The following is a 19,814-nucleotide window of genomic DNA, read 5'->3' as shown; positions in this document are numbered from 1 at the left end:
AAGCTCACGCGACGTAGCCGTCGGGGAGATGAATAACTGGTGAAAGAAGATTAATTCCCATTCTGTGTATTCTTTTTGTTTTTAATCAAAATTGCACTTGCGAATGTACCAATTAATAAGAAGATACCAATCAATAGTGTTACATTTTGCATACCTGAATTAAAAGCATTAAAAACGAGCGTCTTCATTTCATCAAAAGCAGGCATAGCTTTAAATGTTTCAGCTTGCTTGCTATCAAAAATTTGTGAACCTGCAAAAGCTCCAGCTTTATGGAAAACATCCAGCATTTGATTTTTAAACTCGGTAGGAATATTGGTTAAATTCATGATATTAGTGTTCAACGAATCGTTATAACCTTCCGTTAATTTAATTCCTAGCATTACAACACCAAAGGAGATTCCCACTTGTCTAAAGACATTTAAGATACCAGAAGCCATACCTACATACTTTTTATCAACTGAACCCATAGCAGCATTTGTAATAGGTGGATTGACTAGAGCATTGCTAATCCCTAAAAGAATAAAGCCAGGCATCAGATAGCTCCATTCAAACGGAACTTTGATCATATAACGCATAACAAATATTCCGATTGCACCGATAAGTAGTGCTCCACTGATTAACCAACTATTACCAATTTTCCCTGAGATAATTCCTGCGATTGGACCAAGAACTATCGTGAAACCACTAATGAGTAGCATTTTTACACCTGTATCAAAAGCTGAATAACCCATGTAATTTTGCATAAGAATGGTTAAGTAAGTAAAACCCCCGTATAGTCCAGCACCTAATACAAAAGCTGCAATATTAGCTCCATTGAATGACCAATTTCTAAAAATAGATAATTCAATCATGGGCTGTGCTACTTTTCTTTCAGTAACGATAAAAGCTATAAGCAAAATAAGTGATAATCCAAGTAGACCTAAAATGTGCCAGTCAGTCCATGCATAATCTCCATTCATCGCCTTTTGAATTAAGGCCAAAATCATCGTAAAAATCATGGCTGTGCTGAAAATCAGTCCCCAAATATCAATTCTTCCATTTTTGTTTTTTTCACTTTCTTTAATAACAAACATTCCTAGTAAAATTGCTACAATCCCAACAGGAATGTTAACGCAAGTAAGGTAGAATCTACACCTCTTTTCCCGAATGAATGAAAATCAATGTTCCAATCAAGCTTTTGCTCTATAGATGTTAAGGTGAACCGTATGACAAATTTTAGCCATAAAAAAACCCGAAAAGCAACACTTTTCGAGTGTGTTTTCTTTCGGATCATTTCGTCATATCAAGGACGATTCGACCATTGATTTTGCCTTCTAACATAAGATCGTAGATCTCATTAATATCTTCTAGTTTACGTGTCTCAATAATGGTTTTTATTTTTCCTTCTGCAGCGAATTGTAATGTTTCTTGTAAATCTTTGCGAGTGCCGACAATCGAACCGACTACCTTTGTACCGTTTAATACCGTATCAAAGATCGGGACATCCATGGATTCAGGAGGCAGTCCAACCATGACGCAGGTACCGCCGCGACGAATGGCCCGGTAGGCTTGGTCGAATGCTTTTTTCGCAACCGCCGTACAAACGACACCATGCACTCCACCGATTTCTTTTTGAATCCACTCTGCGGCATCTTCTTTTAATGCGTTTACGGTTTTGTCTGCACCAAGTTGTTTGGCAAGCTCCATCTTTTCATCCGACGTGTCGATGGCCACTACGTTCATTCCCATCACTTTTGCATATTGTACGCCAAGATGACCCAATCCTCCGACGCCGAAAATGGCTACCCACTCACCTGGCTTTACACCCGATACTTTCAAAGCTTTATAGGTCGTAACGCCAGCACAAAATAAAGGTGCAGCTTCGATGAAGCTTAAATTATCAGGAACCTTCACTACATAATCGGCAGCTGCCACACAATATTCTGCATATCCACCATCTACGGAATATCCGGAATTTTGCTGATCCAGACAAAGAGTCTCTCTTCCTGTAAGACAATACTCACAATGACCGCAGGCTGAGTACAACCACGGAATTCCTACTCGGTCTCCTATCTTTAAGTGTGTAACTCCTTCACCTATTTCTTCAATAATCCCAACGCCTTCATGTCCGGGAATAAGAGGGAGTTTCGGTTTGACGGGCCAATCGCCATGAGCAGCATGCAAATCAGTATGACACACTCCGCACGCCTGAATATGGACAAGGATTTCTTTGTGTCCGGGTTTTGGTTTAGGTACGTCTTGTAGTTCTAACTTTTCTTTGAATTTCTTTACTACAGCGGCTTTCATCAGCATACTCCTTTAGTTTTTTGCTTTTCAAAAAGTAGTATGTTCATGAGGCTAACTTTAAATTCTTGAGACTTTTATCACTGATTAACACTCACATCACAAGTAATATGTTAGAATATCAGAACAGCTTTACTGCGTTACCGCTTTATCAACTTCATAATTCACGAGCTATGATGGCTAAGGATTACACTTTAGCTGGAGCAGCTTCTGGAGAGACTGCGGAGATTCCGCGGCGCCGAAGGGTTCACAATCTCAGGCAAAAGGACAGAAGAGTACTGAATATGTATTTGTCATGCTGATCGCTATCAGCAGGGCGAATATTATTTGATATTCTTACGATCTGGGAGATTGGATGACATCCAATCTCTCTTTTTTTTATTCCAATTTATTGTACTCACAAGGGGGAACTAGGTATGGCACAACCAGAATTAAAGAGAGAGCTGGCTAATCGGCATGTTCAGCTTATTGCTATTGGCGGCACCATTGGTACAGGATTATTCTTGGGATCAGGCAAGGCGATAGAGAAGGCAGGCCCATCCATTATGATCACGTATTTAATCGTAGGTATTGCTGTGTTTTTTGTGATGAGAGCACTGGGAGAACTCCTATTATCTAAAGCGGGCTATCAATCGTTTACGGATATTGCTGAAGACTACCTTGGATCACGGGTTGCATTCATTACCGGTTGGACCTATTGGTTTTGCTGGATCATGACGGCTATGGCTGATGTCATTGCTGTTGGCGTATATGTACAGTACTGGTTTGATATCCCGCAGTGGGTTCCTGCCATCGCCTGTCTAGTCGTGTTATTAGGACTTAATCTATTAACTGTAAAGAGCTTTGGGGAACTCGAGTTTTGGTTTGCTTTAATTAAGGTAATTACGATTCTTGCCTTGATTGGTCTTGGGGTCATTTTACTGATCATTGGGTTTAAGACGGATGCAGGATCGGTGACGATACGAAACCTATGGGAGCATGGGGGCTTTTTTCCGAACGGCATATCAGGCTTCTTATTTTCTTTTCAAATGGTTGTATTTGCTTACGTGGGTGTGGAATTGGTCGGGGTGTCGGCAGCGGAAACAGCGGATCCGGAGAAAAATATCCCATCGGCGATTAATAAAATTCCTTTACGGATTCTATTCTTCTATGTTGGTGCGCTTTTCGTCCTGCTATGCATTAACCCTTGGACGGAGCTCAGTCCGGCAGAGAGTCCTTTTGTAAAAACCTTTACTTTAGTAGGGATTCCAATTGCCGCAGGGATTATTAATTTTGTCGTATTAACTTCAGCCGCTTCCGCTTGTAATAGTGGGATGTTCTCGACCAGCCGAATTCTCTATAATTTGAGTAGAAATAACCAGGCGTCACCTCGTTTGGGCAAACTGAATAAAAACCATGTACCAGGTAACTCGTTATTCATTTCTACAATTGTTATATCTGTGGGTGCTCTTTTGAGTAAACTTATTCCGGAGCAGGCTTTTGGAATCGTGACAACGATTAGCGCCATTTGTTTTATATGGGTGTGGGGCATTGTTCTTATCTGTCATATTAAGTATAAGAAAACCCGACCAGACTTACAGGCGAAATCCAAATTCAAAGCACCGTTCACACCGGCTATCAATTATATTGTCTTAACCTTGTTCGCTGGAATACTGATCATCATGCTGTTCGCTGGAGAAACACGCCCGGCTTTATTGTGTACTCCGTTATGGTTTATTTTATTATTTATCTTGTATTCGATTAGAAGTAAAAAGGGGAGAAGTAATCAAGCTTGAGTGAGGTCAACATCAACTAGCGGTAAGCCTAGTGTTAACTGCAACTTGGGGTTGCGGGGCTGCAACTAAAGCGTTCTTTACTTCTGCATACGATTAATCCAATATAGGCTTATGAATTGCAGAAAGGTAGTTGCTGCTATGATCTTTGGGGAGAAGTTAAAAGCGGAAAGAAATAAAAAAAGTTGGTCACAAGAAGAACTGGCCGAGAAGCTGTTTGTAAGCCGACAGTCGGTTTCGAAATGGGAGAATGGTCTAAACTACCCAAGCATTGAAATCATTATTAAAATAAGCGATCTTTTTGGGGTAACTATCGATGAGTTACTAAGGAGTGACGAGGAGTTGACCAAAAAGGTGATAGAAGAAGGCAAGAAATTGGCTCACCCGAAATTAAAGTTTGTATTTGATGTCTTCGTAATAGCAGGCATTGTGCTATTAGTGATTAAACTCTGTGTTCTCTTTCTGAACAAAGTAATGGCACTAGAGATTACCTTGAATGGCGGGTCATTCTTTTGGAACTTCGGTTCTTTGATTTTAATGGTTATCGGGGGAATTGGCTCCAGCATACTGAAAGAAAAATATAAACAAGAGTAAGCCGGTGAGCCGGGAATAGCTATTAATAATGTAAAAGGACAGCTGATCGCTGTCCTTTTTACATTCCACGTTATAAGGTTATTCCTTGTTAACTAGGTTTGCTTTCTTTTCAACCATGATCTTGCTCTTCATCGGCATAAATAATGTTATAACAAACGCGGCGACGGATAAAATCATCATAAAGTAATAGGCATCACTTGCCCCAAGAATGGATGCAAGGGATTTAAGGATCTCAGGAGTAGTAGAGGGGTTGCTCTGCATCACTGTGGCCGCATGACTTGTTGCCTGTACTGTATAAATCGTAATTACGACAGCAGTACCGATGGCTCCGGCAATTTGGCGAACGGTATTGTTCACAGCTGTACCATGCGTGCCGAGTTGTTTGGGCAGTGCATTTAGTCCAGCCGTATTGAGTGGCATAGTGATGAAGCTTAATCCAATTCGCAGGCCAATGGTACGAATCATTAGATACATATACGTTGTAGATTCAGATAGATCAGTTACCGCCCACATAGATGGAATAATAAACAGTAAACCAATAATGAACAGTGGTTTAGCACCAAAACGGTCGTATAATTTACCGGTGACGGGTGACATGAACGCATTTACGAGCGCCCCTGGCAGCAATAGTAGTCCTGCATCAAATGCTGTAAAACCACGGCCATTCTGCAGATAAATAGGCAATAAAATCATATCTGCGTACATCATCATCGTGATTAATACGTTAATCAGAGAAGTCATCGTAAAAACTTTATTTTTGAAGACAGACAGGTTCAGCAGTGGATCATCAGACTTGATTTGTCGAAGACAGAATACGGCCGTAACAGCGATCCCGATCCCTAAGGTCAGAATTACTATTACATCGTCCCAGCCTTTACTGCCTGCACTACTGAAGCCGTATAAAATTAAGCCAAATCCAACGGTCGATAAAAGAACACTTACTACATCAAGCTTAGACTTAGACGTCTCGGATACATTCACTAAATACTTGAATGCCAACGCTATAACAATGATGACGAGTGGAATGAGGCCGATAAATAACCAGCGCCAAGAGTGATATTCAACAATAAATCCCGCAAGCGTCGGCCCAATAGCAGGAGCAAATATCATCGCCAGTCCAAGCAGTCCCATAGCACTGCCGCGTTTTTCAACAGGGAAAATAGCGAGCACAACGCTCATCATGAGCGGCATTATAATACCGGCACCTGCAGCTTGGATCATCCGTCCGACTAAGAGTAGACTAAAGCTCGGCGCTGCTGCACAAATGATTGAGCCAATTAATAAAAATGACATGGCACTTAGAAATAATTGACGTGTTGTAAAACGTTTCATTAAATAGGCTGTAATCGGAATCAAAATCCCGTTGACCAGCATAAAACCTGTTGAAATCCATTGTACAGTTGTTGCCGTGACATCAAATACATCCATCAGACTACTTAAGGCGACATTTAAAAGCGTCTGATTGAGTGTAGATAAGAAACAACCAAAAATTAGAATGGTTAGTAGGATTCCTTTATTTATTTTCTTAATATCTTCTTGCATGGTGCAGGCCTCTCTTCATTGCTTTTTCGACATAGTGTCGATAAAATAAATCATATCAGCATTTAAACGGTATTCCTATTTGCAATTTTATTGAAAATGTCGACTAATCGACAGAATGGGTAAATTAGTTGATGAAATACTATATAAACGATAATAGAGGGATGAAATGTCCGAACATAAAAAAGTTGATCCACGAGCCATTCGCTCAAAAAAGATGCTGAAAAATGCTGTTTTTTCATTATTGGCCGAGAATGTGGAGATTTCTCAATTGACTGTCCAAAAAATCGCCAACCGTGCTGAGCTGAATCGTGCAACGTTTTATTTGCATTATGAGGATATTAATGATTTATTGCGCCAGATCGTACATGAAATCTTTGATGACCTGTCCATGAAGGTTGAACCGTTATTACAAGTGAAGAGCAGTATCGAGCAGGAGCAGTTGGTCACATTTTTAAGTTATTTTTATGAATACCGGCAAATCTTTGCTGTATTGGTAGAGCACAAAGGCTTCAAAAACCAATTAACCAACCTATTAAAAAATACGATCGAAAAGCGAAGAAACGTGAGAAACATAGATTCCACTAAGGAGGTTGTCTCCCTTGATATTATTGCAGCATCACTATTAGGGATTATTATGTGGTGGATTAAGGATGGCAGCCAATATAGTGCGGAATACATAGCAGGCCAAATTACCTTGATGTATAAAAGAAGGTATTTATAATCGCTAGACTATGCTACAGGAGGATATGGGTAAAAACCGTTGTATGATGTAGAGAGACAAATTTCAAGATAACGGATATTCTCCGCACCAACCTTAGGTAAAACTATAAAAAGCGGCAGTCTAGGGCGGTAATTCTCGTCCAAAGGCTGTCCGCTTTTTTTTATAAATCATTCTATTTAAAATCAACTTTAATTAGTGCTATCTCACTATTCGTTCCAATGCGTAAGGGCGGTCCCCAAGTCCCTGCACCAGATGTAACGATGACGTTAGGGCTGTTCTGATTTTTCTGATAGTGCCCGTAATCTACTGTAAACATAGCGTTGGTGATTAGATTTGCAGGAAATACTTGTCCTTGATGCGTATGTCCGCTAAGTATTAAATCGACATCATCTCCGTACTGAATCATATTCGTGGGTTGATGATCCATTACGATAACGGGCATAGTTGTATTAATGCTACTCATCACTTCAGAAGTAACTGCTCTAGCATTTCCTTGATCACCAATCGGTGATGAATCTCTCCTGCCAACTACAACGAATTGATTATCAATAACGACATGCTCATCATTTAGAAGTCTAATATTACTCTTATCTATAAAGTTCACAATCTCATCGTATGATCGTCCTGCATCATGGTTACCTAAACAAGCATAAACCCCATAGGTGGACTGAATAGTATTTAATAACTCTATTCCTTTGGAAGGATTAGAGAGCGCATAGTAGTTACCATTAAATATATCTCCTGACATCAACACAATATCCGGCTGCATGTTATTAATACGATCAACAACGTCTTCAATAAACTTTACATCATTTACGTAGCCTAAATGTAAGTCGCTGATCAGAACAATATTTAAATGATCTAACGACGTGCTTTTATGTATTTGGATCGGATAAGTAACTTCTTTTATCTGATTCGCATTATAAATCCCATAGGACACCAACCCTATGACTAGAATTAATGCTACTGACCTTGTATGAAAAATAACACGTTTTGGCGCAGGGGAGGGGATGATTTTGATCCATTTACTAATAAGTAAGATTACATCGGAAAGGAGTAACAGCAAGAACAAATAGAAGTAGATCCCCATCCAATAGTCCCCGAATTGACCAATAAAATTAACAATACTTGAATCGGTCGTCATAGCTGAAGAGGACAATAGTAAATTAATAATGATTGTTACCGCACACAAGCTGTAGATGACTCCGTATATAATCCCATTTATATTTGAAAATACATGTTGTAACCATTTAAAAATTTTTCTTGCGATGTAATAGTTACTTGCCGCGTACATAGCGAATATAAACAGAAATGCGAATACCATATGATGCACCGTCCTATTTTTTTAGATTTCAGAGAGCAATCGTTTATAATCAATAATTATGAGCAAATGGTCAGGTACTCAGTAACAGTAACATATTTTTTCATGTTGGAAGAGGAGATTGTTGATTTTGAATAAGAAGAAAAATGGATCAGATCAAATCGTACTAGCCGCAATCGAAACGATTGAGGAAGTGGATTTTCTACTTATGACGGAGTTAACGGCATGGTTTGTTCTTTCTGGTTATCTGGAAATTATGCGAAACGGTTCGGATATTTTGATTCGGACAGGCGATATTTTCGTTTTTAATAAAGGTGATATTGTCCGTGTAATTGGCAGTGAAGAGAATGCGACGCTCTCGGTAAAGTTTCTAACCAATGAGTATCAAGAGGAGTTTCCGGCATTTAAGCTTAACATTCCACTATCGATGGTGTACAAAAAAGATGGATATGAGCTTGTGAAGAATTGTATGGCGTACTTGTACGTCGAAAGGATATATCCGGGAGCCGGTTCTGATTATATCATCGAAGGGTATTCGAAACGTTTAATCGGATTGCTGTACCGATATCTTGGGCCAGAAGATGAAAAGAAGCAAGTTCATACTGCTTCGGATAAGGTAAAAGAAATTGTATCATATATCAATGTTAATTATGCGGACAAACTCAGCCTGGATGAGATTGCTGAAAAGTCTTATAGTAGCAAATACTACCTGGCACATTCCTTTAAAAATCAGCTAGGGATTTCAATCGGAAATTACATCAAAGAAGTGCGATTGTTTCATAGCTTACGTATGCTGGAAAATACGAACGAGAAGATTGTCACGATTGCTTTAGCTAATGGCTTTCCCAATGTACGCTCATTTAACGAGGCATTTAAAATAAGGTATGAGCTTTCACCTGCTGAATTTCGTGAACAGCGTCAAATAAGAGCGGTGCAGAATCGTGTCGATGCGGAGCTGTCCCAAGATGTATTAGCCTTACTATCGCCGTATGTGCCGTTAGGTGAATTACCGGCTGGCCCATCTATTGCCCCCAATCGCATCGAGGTTCAATTAGATTTGCATAAAACGATCGGCCAGTACTCAAAGGTGAATCATGTTCTTAAAATAAAAGGTAAACTTATGGATAGCCGTTTGCTCGAAGTGCGTCAGCGTCTAGGGGTGAAGTGGGTAGCGGTCAATCGTTTTTTTAAAAAAGTGGATATACGGTTGAGCGAAGGGAAGCTGGTCTGTTCATTTAGTGAGTTGGATCGAATATTGCAGCAGATCGTGTCTGTTGGCATGATTCCCTACCTTCAATTTCAATCTATAGATTTGGATGATTGGGAGGAGCGGGGATTTCATAACAATGAATGGTTTCAAACGGTAATGACTGAATTGAATCTCCATCTGCAGCAAAATTATATGACAAGTCAGGATTGGATGTACGAGTTCCGCTGCTTCTATGAAATGAAAAATAGCAGGCAATTGCGTCTGTCGCTAGTGAATGCCATTTCAATTTTTAAAAACTATAAGAACGTGGTCATTCATTTTCCCATCCCGCCAGAAGATGCGGTGTTGCTTGATATAATCTGCCATAATGCCGTTTATTGCATTGATGACTGGACCCGTATGCGCAAGATTCCACTTGAAACTGCGCTTAATTATCTATTTGATGAAGACTACATTCGGGTCATTGGTGAGAATACAAACATACAAGATCAGAACCGTATTTTGGATCGAATGCTGATTTACGATCAGGATGATTATCTACACGCCTATTCGGATCTAGCGCAAGCAAATGCAAGCATTTGGCAATATATAAACCTAATGAATCAAAACGAAATTGCAGGTCACTATTTCCCTCCATTATCACTCGATTCAGCGAAGCTGTTTGAGTATTTTCCAGATGAGCTGGCAAGTAAGCTTTCATTACTTACACCGGATGGTCGTTACAAGGACAATTGGTATGCGACAGAGTTTGTGAGTCGCTTGTTTGATGAGATTGTGTTCAAAAACAACTCATGTATCGTGACAAAACAGCAAGATAATTACCGCATTTTAACTGTTTATCCAGAAGAAGAGCAACATCTGTTTATCAATGAAAATAAGGAAAAACTAGAATTAGCTTGGCATAAGGCAAAAAGTCCCTATGTTTTTATAAAGATGGAACTTACAAACCTTGAAGGGACATACCGATTGATCAAGCAACGATTAACTACTGAGCAAGTAGATCAGCGATTAGACCTTGCTGATTTAAGGAAATGCAAAAAGTTGTCTTTCGAAGATATTGCGTATTGGAATGCAATTAATCGACCTTCGAGAAGCGTAGAACAACTGAAAATAAAGGGGAATCATACACTTGAGTTCGAAGTTCCGCTATTCGGGATTGTTATGATCGACTTAGAAAAAACCAACGATTAATGCTAAATATTGCTCACTCGATTTCTTGATAAATCGAATGAACGCAATATTTAGCTTTTTTTTCGACAAGATCCTGATAGTTAAAATGTAAGCGCTATATTATGATTGTGAAAAAGAAAGACGATACCGGAGGGGGTCGCCGTGGTGGACAATTTTAATACTAAACGCGTTAAAAAAAGTGAAATCGTGCAAAAGGTGAAGGAAGATAAAGCTAAGCTGCGAGCGCGAAAGCAAGAAATTAAAGCGCTACCGGAAGCAGAACGAACAGCAGCGATTGAACAGGACAAACAATTAAGAAAAGAGCAAAAGCAACAAACAAAAATGGAGTTGAAAGCTCTAAGTCGCAAAGATCGTAGAGCGATGAAAAAAGAAGCTAAACGCTACAAGAAAATTAAAAATAGACCAAGACGATTCACCGGCTGGTCGATCGTAGCGCTTGTTGTCATATTGTTGTTCGTACAATTCGGTGCAACCGCTTCTAGCATCATCGATGCGCTGACAGGAAAACACATTACAGCCGTAACCGATTCCCCTGAGGCGCTTGCAGCACGTGAACAGGGTGGGAAAATAGCTGAAGAAATTGCGAATGAAGGCATTGTTCTATTGAAGAATGATGATAAACAGCTGCCTTTGAAAGATAAAAAGGTTAACGTCTTCGGATTAGCTGCATTAGAGCTACGTTATGGCGGCGGAGGATCGGGTGCGGGGGATACTTCCCGTGCGGTTAATTTATTTAAAGGTCTAGAAAATGCAGGTATTTCATACAATACCGAGCTTCATGACTTGTATCAAGAGGTTGGTGCAAAAGCAGGAGTGGGCAGCAAGGCGAGTACCGGAGTCATTCAAGTTGTAAAAGGCATGTTAGGCGGAAACTCTAGCGATGAACCTAAAATCGATTATTTATCGGACGAAGCCATAGCACAAGCGAAATCCTATTCGGAAAATGCAATTATTGTCATTGCTAGTGAGAGTACAGAAGCTAGTGATGCGACCGCTGAGCAGTTGAAATTGACAGCTAATAAACGCGCTTTGATTGAAAAGGTTGCACAGTCCTTTGAAAATGTCACAATCGTTGTAAATGCGGGGAATGCCTTAGAGCTTGGTTTCGTAAATGAATTTAAATCCATTAAATCTGTATTGTGGATAGGAACACCTGGCCCTTATGGTGCCAACGCATTAGGAAATATTCTTGCAGGAAATATCAATCCATCAGGCCGTATTACGGATACGTATGTTTATGACAATTCATCGGCTCCAGCAAGTGAGAACTTTGGAGACTACAAATACGATAATTTGAAGTATTCATTCCTCAATTATCAAGAAGGTATCTATGTCGGCTACCGTTTCTATGAAACCTTCTTTTTAAATGATGAAGCAGGCTATCGAGATACCGTGTTATATCCTTACGGACATGGATTAAGCTACACGGATTTCGAGTGGAAGGTTCTGAATCAGTCATTGTCGGAAGACAAGATTGAACTACAAGTCGAAGTGAAAAATGTTGGCGACAGAGCCGGAAAAGATGTTGTTCAAGTTTATTATTCAGCTCCGTATATTGCAGGCGGCATTGAAAAATCGGCCATCGAACTGGCCACTTATGCAAAGACGTCTCTACTGGAAGCAGGTCAATCCGAGGTGCTTACCCTTTCGTTCGCTACCGAAGAGATGGCTTCTTATGATATGAACGTAGAGGAAGCGTATGTATTAGACCCAGGCACATATACGATTAAAGTGGCTCGCAATGTACATGATATCGTGGCAAGCTATGACCTTGAGTTGGCTGACAAGAAGGTTTTCAAACAAGATAAGGATACCGGAACACCTTACGAGAATCGCTTTGAATTAGCAAAAGGTGAAGTTACGTATTTGTCCCGGAATGATTGGGAGAAGACTTACCCTTCAGATGAAAATATTAGTCATAAAGCACCGCAAAATGTGGTCGACGCATTCTCAAAAGAGCCGGAAGCTTCAACGATGGAAATGCCAACGGTTGGCGCTGATAATGGCTTAGTACTGGAGGATTTGAAAGGTTTAGCCTTTGATGATCCGAAATGGAATGAATTCATGGATCAGTTTACATTGGACGAAATGATTGATTATGTAGCAAACGGCGCTTATAGAACGATGGCAGTAGAGCGTTTGGGTGTTCCTAAAACGTTGTTGATGGACGGACCGGCTGGATTTAGTTACTTCTTTAAGCCAATCGAAGCCGCGTCATATCCGTCTGAAATCGTCATTGCAGCAACATGGAACAATGATCTAGCCTATCAAATGGGAGAAGCGGTTGGTAAAGAAGCGCGTGCGTATGGCATTCAAGGCTGGTATGCACCGGGGATGAATATTCACCGTACAGCACAAGGCGGCCGTAACTTTGAATACTTCTCAGAAGATCCTGTGCTTTCAGGAAAAATGGCGGCATCTATGATAAACGGCGCAGAAGACCAAGGCATTATTGCCTTTATGAAGCACTTCGCGCTGAACGATCAAGAAACCAATGCTCGTTCAGGAAATCTGATCTGGGCCAACGAGCAAGCGATTCGCGAAATCTACTTGAAGCCGTTTGAGATTACGGTTAAAGAAAGCAGCCCTCTAGGCGCAATGTCCAGCTTTTCGATCATCGGGACAAAGTGGGCAGGAGCGAATTCCGTCTTGTTAAATGATGTTCTGCGTAAGGAATGGGGCTTTGATGGATTTGTTTCCAGCGATGCAGTCTTTGGGTTTATGAAAGCGCCGGATGCGGTTGTAGCTGGCAATGATCTCATGCTCGATATTATGACACCAAGTAAAAACGAGAAATTATTAAAACAAGCATACAAGAAGGATCCTGCAGGAATCACAAACGGGGTTCGCACAAGTGTTCAGCATGTGTTGTACACGATCCTGCAAACCTACTTATTCGAAAAATAGGCGTAAGCATGCGGGGTGAAGAGATTGAAGTATAGAGCATTAATCGAAAGTATGACCGTAGAAGAAAAGGCATCTTTAATGTCTGGCGCAAACTTTTGGAATACAAAAGCAATCGACCGGGTGAAGATTCCCAGCATTATGCTGACAGATGGACCGCATGGTTTGAGGAAGCAAGGCGGAAAGGCAGACCACTTAGGCTTAAATAAAAGTCTGCCTGCCACTTGTTTTCCGACGGCGGCAACCTTGGCTAATAGCTGGGACAGACAATTGATCTATGAGGTTGGTCAAACGATTGGAAAAGAAGCAGCTAGCGAAAAAGTGAGTGTGTTGCTTGGTCCTGGATTGAACATCAAGCGGAATCCGTTATGCGGACGAAATTTTGAGTATTTTTCCGAGGACCCTTATTTAACGGGAGAATTAGCGAGTGAGATGGTCAAAGGCATTCAGGTGAACGGCATTTCTGCATGTCCTAAACACTTTGCGGTCAATAGCCAAGAACATATGCGAATGACGATTGACGAAGTCGTGGATGAACGCTCGTTAAGAGAATTGTATTTAGAAGGATTTAGACGTGTAGTTGAGAAGGGTCAACCGAAAACCATCATGACCTCTTACAACAAAGTCAACGGCACGTTCGCCAATGAAAATAACGATTTGTTACAGGATATTCTGTACGGTGAATGGGATTTTAATGGCGTAGTCGTTACGGATTGGGGCGGGAATAATGACCGTGTTGCAGGATTGAAAGCAGGCAATCAATTGGAGATGCCTTCAACCAATGGAATTACGGATCAAGAAATCGTGCAAGCCATTAAAAACAATGAGCTAGACGAAGAAGTGCTGAATGACGCTGTCGATCGTCTGCTTGAGTTAGTCTTTACTACCCAGCTGCATGATCAAGATACATCGCGTATCGATTATGAGGAGCACCACAATAAAGCGATAGAAGCTGCCAAACGTTCGATTGTGTTATTGAAAAATGACGATAAGATATTACCGCTTAAACACGGCAATAAAGTTGCGATTATTGGTGATTTCGCCAGTAATCCTCGCTACCAGGGTGCTGGAAGTTCGCTTATTAATCCTGCCAAGCTATCCAATGCCTGCGATGTGCTCGGTCAATCTGGCTTATCGATTGTGGGATATGCGAAAGGCTTCAAGCGAATGGGTGGGAAAAATGACCGTCTACTAAAGGAAGCTGTTATGTTAGCTCAGAAAGCAGATACCATTTTGCTGTTCTTGGGGCTGGACGAAGGCAGCGAAGCCGAAGGTGTTGACCGCGTAAACCTTAGCTTACGTGATAACCAGCTCGAACTGCTTCGTTCATTAACAGAAGTCAATTCCAATATTGTGGTGATTCTCGCTGGCGGTGGTGCCATTGAAATGCCGTTTATAAAGAATGTCAAAGCTATCGTTCATACCTATTTATCTGGACAAGGAAGTGCTGAAGCGTTAAAGAGTGTTTTACTTGGAGAGTACAACCCAAGTGGTAAGCTCAGCGAGACATTCCCGATCAAGTATAGTGATGTCTCTTCTGCTCCTTATTATCCAGGTAAGGAGGCAACCGCAGAGCATATCGAAGGTATTTTTATCGGTTACCGTTATTTTGATACCGTGAATAAACCTGTGTTATTTCCGTTTGGTTATGGGCTGTCCTATACAATCTTTGCATATACGGATTTAACGGTTGATCAGCATCAGGTTTCATTTACCATCACCAATACAGGGGCAGTCGCAGGGGAAGAGGTTGCGCAGCTCTACATCCAGAAACAAGATTCATCGATATTTAGAGCCAAACGAGAATTAAAAGGTTTTGAAAAGGTGAGCTTAGAGCCGGGCGAAAGCAAACGTGTCACAATGATTCTGGAGGAACGTGATTTTTCATATTATAATCCGACGATTCACGATTGGGCGGTCGAGCCTGGCGCTTACGACATTCAAATCGGAAGTTCGATCCAGTCTATTCTTTTGCAGGAACGTGTTATGCTTACGGGCGATTCCGTTTCTTGTGAACATACAAAGGATCAATTCCCGCATTATTTTAGCGGACATGTTCATGAAGTAACGGCAGCGGAATATAAGGGGCTCTTGGGTTATGAACCTCCTTCTCCTTATTGGGATCCAAAGCAGGACTTGGGGTTAAACGACACCATTGCTCAAGCTAAATATAAGAACGCACTTGGAAAAACAATCTATCATATTGTCCTTTTCTTTAACAAGTTTTTTGAAGCAGTCAATAAACCTCTGCTAGCGAATAATGTCTACTTTGTTCTGAATATGCCTTTTCGTCAAATCGACCGTTTTACTGGCGGGAAAATTAGTCGAAAGCAAATCTTGAAGGTGTTGAAATGGATAAACCGATAGGAAAATAGCAAGCGAGGAAAAGGGGATACCACGGTATCTCCTTTTTCTAGGCTTCAAAGGAGAAATAGAAGAGTATGAGCGAAGTAAATATCGAGAAAAACACAGGAATGATGGGTGTTTGGAATAAATTCAAGGGACAACATCCGAATATTGCACAATTCATAGTGTTTTTTATACTGAGTGCTGGAATGACGGTATTACAACTTGTTCTAATGCCTTTATTTAAACTCATATTTGCACAGACATCATTACTATCTACAAGCTTTCAAGTTTTTCAGTTAGGACATAACTTTGATGGAAGTGCTTATTATATATTCGATTATGCGGCTGGTTCGCTTACATCAGGAGGTGGAGGAGGACTTGGCTATTTTCTTGCCGTTCAAATTACGCTCGGCATTGCACAGATCATTAACTTTTTCGCACAGAGAAGCATTACATTTAAATCAAACAGTAACGTTTGGAAGGCTGCTTTCTGGTATGTATTAGCGTATATTCTTATAACCGTTGGTGCTGCCGCGGCGCAAGGATTTTACAAGGCTCCTATCTATAACTTATTAATTAATACATGGGGAATGGGTTCAATGGGGGAGACAACAGCGGATATTATTACAATGATTATCAATAGTACGATTTCATTCTTGATATTCTACCCTATTTTTAAAATCATTTTTAAACAGGAGCCTGCAAAATAAGCCTAGTAAAGGCACACCTTTCCTGATTTACGGGGGAGGTGTTTTTTTTATTTAAAGCGTTTATTTATCTGAAAGCTTTATAAAAATGTAAACAATAACATTTTACGACAATATTCACCTTACTTTTACATGGGAGGTATGATATATTCTGGTGGAAAATGGATATTAGGAAAAGTGAAAGGAAGAATGCGTATGGAAGCGCTGGTGTGGACATCCAATGATAAGCTAGAGCTCTGCGAATGGGAAGAGCCACAGATTGTAACCCCGGATGAAGTTAAGATTCGGATTGAGATGACAGGCATTTGTGGAACAGATCTAGCGGTCATAACCGGTAAAGAGGAAGGAGTTCCAGGAATCATTCGCGGTCATGAGGCTGTAGGGACCGTAATCGAAATTGGCAGTAATGTTGACCGTGTTAAGGTGGGGGACCGAGTAGTTATCGATCCGAATCAAAGCTGCAACGAATGTTATTTTTGCTTGAAAGAACAGCCGCACTTATGTATAGGCTCCGATGGAAATGGGATGCCTATTGCTGGTTTGAATCGAAATGGGACATTCACTTTTTTTTTCTCAACTGTACAAACGTTTGCACACCCTTTACCTGATCATATGAGCTGGGAGACGGGGGTATTAATCGAGCCGCTTGCCTGTGTGCTGCACAATTTCAAAGAAGCTAATGTCACGGCTGACGATAAGGTGCTCATTCTTGGATCGGGTCCAATGGGACTGTTAAGTCAAATGGTGAGTAAATCAAAAGCTGCGCTCACGGTAGCGACGGAAATTAATCCCTATCGGTTGGCATTTGCCAGTGAAATCTCGGATTTTGCTCTAACACCATCCCAATTAAATCAAGCTACCGTAGATGAAATCTGCGCGGGACATAAGTTTGATGTAATTATCGATACGGTGGGCACTCAGCTCGAAGTAGCGGAGGAATGGATTGAGCGAGGAGGGCGCATTGTTCCTTTTGGAATTAATGCGAAGTATCGGTACACCTTTTCCCCTACCAGATTCGTACAGCATGCAATCAAAATTATCGCAGCGGGCGAATACCGCTACATGTTCGAGGAGGCTTTGCGGTTTGCCGCTGAGACACCTGAACTGGAGAAATTGGTGACCAGAAAAGTTAAGCTCAATCAGCACGAGGCAGCAATAAACGAGTTGATCGGCTATGAATTGAACTCTTTGAAGGTGGTTGGGAGTGACACCGTAAAGACGGTTTTTGTTCCCTAAACGTAGAACTGCAATCAATGAGAGGTGGATCTATTAATGAGCAAAGAAAGCAAATTTAGACTTGTTCAGGATTACTTGTCTACACACAAAGATAAAGACGTTGCGCCAATTTGGATTCCTGCTGTGTGGAATGAGTGCAAATATGAGTGTGTTCTTTTGGAAAAAGACGGTGAAATTTGTGTACATCCGTATGATTTTTTGACAGAGCATTTGAAGTATGTAGACAAGCTTTCGTGGAGATATTCGCTCAAGGAACGCACGAATTTAGACGACAGCGCGATCTATTCTTCATTAATTCGTTATTCGACGGCTTGGGATTATAACCATGATGGAACAATTGAATCCGGCACTTTTTTAAGATTCCTTATTCTTCTGCCGCTGTTAAAAAAAATGGGCATCAATATTCTGTATATGCTTCCAGTGAACCAGTACAGCAAGTTGAATCTGAAAGGAGATATCGGGTCACCTTACGCTGTGCAATCGTTATTCCACTTGGATCAGAACCTACACGATAGCCTGCTGGATGGTATGGAGGAGTTTACGATCCACGATGAGCTCAGCGCTTTGGTAGAAGCTTGTCATTTGCTTGATATTAAGACTGTTGTTGATTTCATTCCCCGTGTAACGGCGAAAAACAGTTTGTTCATTACCGAACATCCCGAATGGGTGTATTGGATCAAAATGCAGGAATTAGAAGGCTTTGCACCGCCATCGATTCCTGAGCTTGGATTCTTTGAGGAGTGTACGCCTGACAAATTGGAGACGGTCTACCACAGCCAGGAAACCGCAGCATTTCTGCGGAAGTTCTCGCCGCCGCCCAATGAACTTCATCCAATCCTTTGGCAGCAGTTAAAAGAGAAGGCTGCTAAAACTGGAGATGAGCTATTAACTCTGGTGGAGCAAGAGATGGGGATAACGACTGCTCCCGCACATTCGGATTGGATTAACGATGTACAGCCGATTTGGACAGACATTACGTTCTTACGCCTCTACAAGGACTTTTCTCCGCAAGTGAGACATCTTATAAGTTCGGATCAGGCACCATATGTTCTTTTTGATACGATTAAATGCAATGACTACCCGGGTGAGGAGCCGAATCTGGAGCTGTGGGATGTGCTGGAGGAGGCCGTACGGTTTAATCTCGAAAAGTATGGGATTGATGGCTTCCGCATCGATATCGGACATGTACTTCCTATTCCGCTGTTGACTCGTATTTTTGACACGATTAAAGAGTTGAATCCGAATGCAATCTTGATCAGCGAAGATTTGTTCAATCGTAATCACAAGAAGGCGGCGAGCACCGGCTACAACATTATGCTTGGCAGCGGATGGAATGTCATGACGCAAATCAATAAGGACAATCTCGTTTCATTCTTAGAGGAGCTGCCTGAGTTAAACATTCATGTGTTCGCCTGTGCAGAAACAGCAGATACGCCTCGGATCACGAGCCGTGGCGGTGTTGAGGTGGCTCGGATGATTGCGGTATTTAATCAATTTCTTCCGAATGCAATTCCATACGTGACGACTGGCTATGAAATGAATGAGGAGCAGCCCCTCAACTGTGGTCTTGGCGACAACACGAACGGAGAGGAGATTTCCCGCGCTTTTTTTAACGTCATGCAAATCAATTGGACTAATCCTGCACCGATGCTGCCGCTGCTGACGGAGCTGAGTGAATTCAAGAAAGATTGGCCTCAGCTAGTGAAGCCAGAAAACTTTTTCGTGGCTCAATCACCGGAAGGTACAGTTCTGTACGGGTATATGCATGGCGAACAGACGCTGCTCTGCTGCTTTAACTTGAGCGCTGATACCTCCTGCCAAGTTGATTTGAAGGCTGCGGTACCTGGGCGGTGCCCAATGACCGTGACGCTGGATAGTTCCTTAACGGGGAGCATCGTAGGTCAGAAGTTAGACAGCTTACTACTTGCACCTAATCAGGCTTTAGTGCTCGTAAACAATCATAGACAAGTTAGTTAAGGGAGAG

13 protein-coding genes and 1 riboswitch are annotated in these 19,814 nt (G+C 41.4%); of the genes, 9 read left to right on the top strand and 4 right to left on the bottom strand.

The features are described 5' to 3' along the window. Positions 1 to 50: 50 nt before the first annotated feature. The gene (locus H70737_RS29270; RefSeq protein WP_081951244.1) at positions 51 to 1,073 is read right to left on the bottom strand and encodes an MFS transporter; all 1,023 of its coding nucleotides are present in this window, start codon (positions 1,071 to 1,073) and stop codon (positions 51 to 53) included. Between the two features lie 196 nt (positions 1,074 to 1,269). Next, on the bottom strand, positions 1,270 to 2,286 hold the full coding sequence (gene adhP / locus H70737_RS29265) for an alcohol dehydrogenase AdhP (protein WP_042193016.1): 1,017 nt from the start codon (positions 2,284 to 2,286) through the stop codon (positions 1,270 to 1,272). Positions 2,287 to 2,483: 197 nt separating this feature from the next. Next, a riboswitch (glycine riboswitch) is annotated at positions 2,484 to 2,564 on the top strand. A 135-nt stretch (positions 2,565 to 2,699) separates the two neighbouring features. Here adhP and H70737_RS29260 point away from each other — a divergent pair. Next, a complete protein-coding gene (locus H70737_RS29260) occupies positions 2,700 to 4,058 on the top strand; it encodes an amino acid permease (protein ID WP_042193015.1) in 1,359 nt (452 codons plus the stop codon). A 138-nt stretch (positions 4,059 to 4,196) separates the two neighbouring features. Beyond that, positions 4,197 to 4,649, top strand: coding sequence for a helix-turn-helix domain-containing protein (locus H70737_RS29255; protein WP_042193014.1), 453 nt, complete (start codon positions 4,197 to 4,199; stop codon positions 4,647 to 4,649). A 78-nt stretch (positions 4,650 to 4,727) separates the two neighbouring features. Here the strand turns inward: H70737_RS29255 and H70737_RS29250 are convergent, their stop codons facing one another. Continuing rightward, on the bottom strand, positions 4,728 to 6,191 hold the full coding sequence (locus tag H70737_RS29250; RefSeq protein ID WP_042193013.1) for a DHA2 family efflux MFS transporter permease subunit: 1,464 nt from the start codon (positions 6,189 to 6,191) through the stop codon (positions 4,728 to 4,730). Positions 6,192 to 6,357: 166 nt separating this feature from the next. Between H70737_RS29250 and H70737_RS29245 the strand changes: the two genes are divergently transcribed. Beyond that, positions 6,358 to 6,912 carry a TetR/AcrR family transcriptional regulator gene (locus tag H70737_RS29245; RefSeq protein WP_042193012.1) on the top strand — a complete coding sequence of 185 codons (555 nt, stop codon included), beginning with the start codon at positions 6,358 to 6,360 and terminating at the stop codon, positions 6,910 to 6,912. 172 nt (positions 6,913 to 7,084) lie between these two features. Here the strand turns inward: H70737_RS29245 and H70737_RS29240 are convergent, their stop codons facing one another. Beyond that, complete coding sequence (locus tag H70737_RS29240; RefSeq protein ID WP_042193011.1) at positions 7,085 to 8,236, bottom strand: metallophosphoesterase; 1,152 nt, start codon at positions 8,234 to 8,236, stop codon at positions 7,085 to 7,087. A 127-nt stretch (positions 8,237 to 8,363) separates the two neighbouring features. Here H70737_RS29240 and H70737_RS29235 point away from each other — a divergent pair, with 127 nt between their 5' ends. The 6 genes from H70737_RS29235 to H70737_RS29210 all read left to right on the top strand — a co-directional run bounded on the left by H70737_RS29235 (position 8,364) and on the right by H70737_RS29210 (position 19,807). Continuing rightward, complete coding sequence (locus H70737_RS29235) at positions 8,364 to 10,634, top strand: helix-turn-helix transcriptional regulator (protein ID WP_042193010.1); 2,271 nt, start codon at positions 8,364 to 8,366, stop codon at positions 10,632 to 10,634. Between the two features lie 144 nt (positions 10,635 to 10,778). Beyond that, positions 10,779 to 13,541 carry a glycoside hydrolase family 3 N-terminal domain-containing protein gene (locus H70737_RS29230; protein ID WP_052404464.1) on the top strand — a complete coding sequence of 921 codons (2,763 nt, stop codon included), beginning with the start codon at positions 10,779 to 10,781 and terminating at the stop codon, positions 13,539 to 13,541. 24 nt (positions 13,542 to 13,565) lie between these two features. Continuing rightward, on the top strand, positions 13,566 to 15,905 hold the full coding sequence (locus H70737_RS29225; protein WP_042193009.1) for a beta-glucosidase: 2,340 nt from the start codon (positions 13,566 to 13,568) through the stop codon (positions 15,903 to 15,905). 74 nt (positions 15,906 to 15,979) lie between these two features. Beyond that, the gene (locus tag H70737_RS29220; protein ID WP_042193008.1) at positions 15,980 to 16,597 is read left to right on the top strand and encodes a hypothetical protein; all 618 of its coding nucleotides are present in this window, start codon (positions 15,980 to 15,982) and stop codon (positions 16,595 to 16,597) included. Positions 16,598 to 16,789: 192 nt separating this feature from the next. Further along, the gene (locus H70737_RS29215; protein WP_042194725.1) at positions 16,790 to 17,830 is read left to right on the top strand and encodes a zinc-dependent alcohol dehydrogenase; all 1,041 of its coding nucleotides are present in this window, start codon (positions 16,790 to 16,792) and stop codon (positions 17,828 to 17,830) included. 36 nt (positions 17,831 to 17,866) lie between these two features. Then, positions 17,867 to 19,807 carry an alpha-amylase family protein gene (locus H70737_RS29210; RefSeq protein ID WP_042193007.1) on the top strand — a complete coding sequence of 647 codons (1,941 nt, stop codon included), beginning with the start codon at positions 17,867 to 17,869 and terminating at the stop codon, positions 19,805 to 19,807. The last annotated feature ends 7 nt before the right edge of the window (positions 19,808 to 19,814 follow it).

The organism is Paenibacillus sp. FSL H7-0737 (assembly GCF_000758545.1).
Lineage (GTDB): Bacteria > Bacillota > Bacilli > Paenibacillales > Paenibacillaceae > Paenibacillus_AQ.
Note: the sequence above shows the minus strand (reverse complement) of the source record. Positions and strands in the feature narration are given on the sequence as shown.

Bases quoted from the DNA above. Each gene is read 5' to 3' on its own strand.
- H70737_RS29270 (WP_081951244.1), bottom strand. From the start codon at position 1,073: ATGTTTGTTATTAAAGAAAGTGAAAAAAACAAAAATGGAAGAATTGAT.
- adhP (WP_042193016.1), bottom strand. From the start codon at position 2,286: ATGAAAGCCGCTGTAGTAAAGAAATTCAAAGAAAAGTTAGAACTACAA.
- H70737_RS29260 (WP_042193015.1), top strand. From the start codon at position 2,700: ATGGCACAACCAGAATTAAAGAGAGAGCTGGCTAATCGGCATGTTCAG.
- H70737_RS29255 (WP_042193014.1), top strand. From the start codon at position 4,197: ATGATCTTTGGGGAGAAGTTAAAAGCGGAAAGAAATAAAAAAAGTTGG.
- H70737_RS29250 (WP_042193013.1), bottom strand. From the start codon at position 6,191: ATGCAAGAAGATATTAAGAAAATAAATAAAGGAATCCTACTAACCATT.
- H70737_RS29245 (WP_042193012.1), top strand. From the start codon at position 6,358: ATGTCCGAACATAAAAAAGTTGATCCACGAGCCATTCGCTCAAAAAAG.
- H70737_RS29240 (WP_042193011.1), bottom strand. From the start codon at position 8,236: ATGGTATTCGCATTTCTGTTTATATTCGCTATGTACGCGGCAAGTAAC.
- H70737_RS29220 (WP_042193008.1), top strand. From the start codon at position 15,980: ATGAGCGAAGTAAATATCGAGAAAAACACAGGAATGATGGGTGTTTGG.
- H70737_RS29215 (WP_042194725.1), top strand. From the start codon at position 16,790: ATGGAAGCGCTGGTGTGGACATCCAATGATAAGCTAGAGCTCTGCGAA.
- H70737_RS29210 (WP_042193007.1), top strand. From the start codon at position 17,867: ATGAGCAAAGAAAGCAAATTTAGACTTGTTCAGGATTACTTGTCTACA.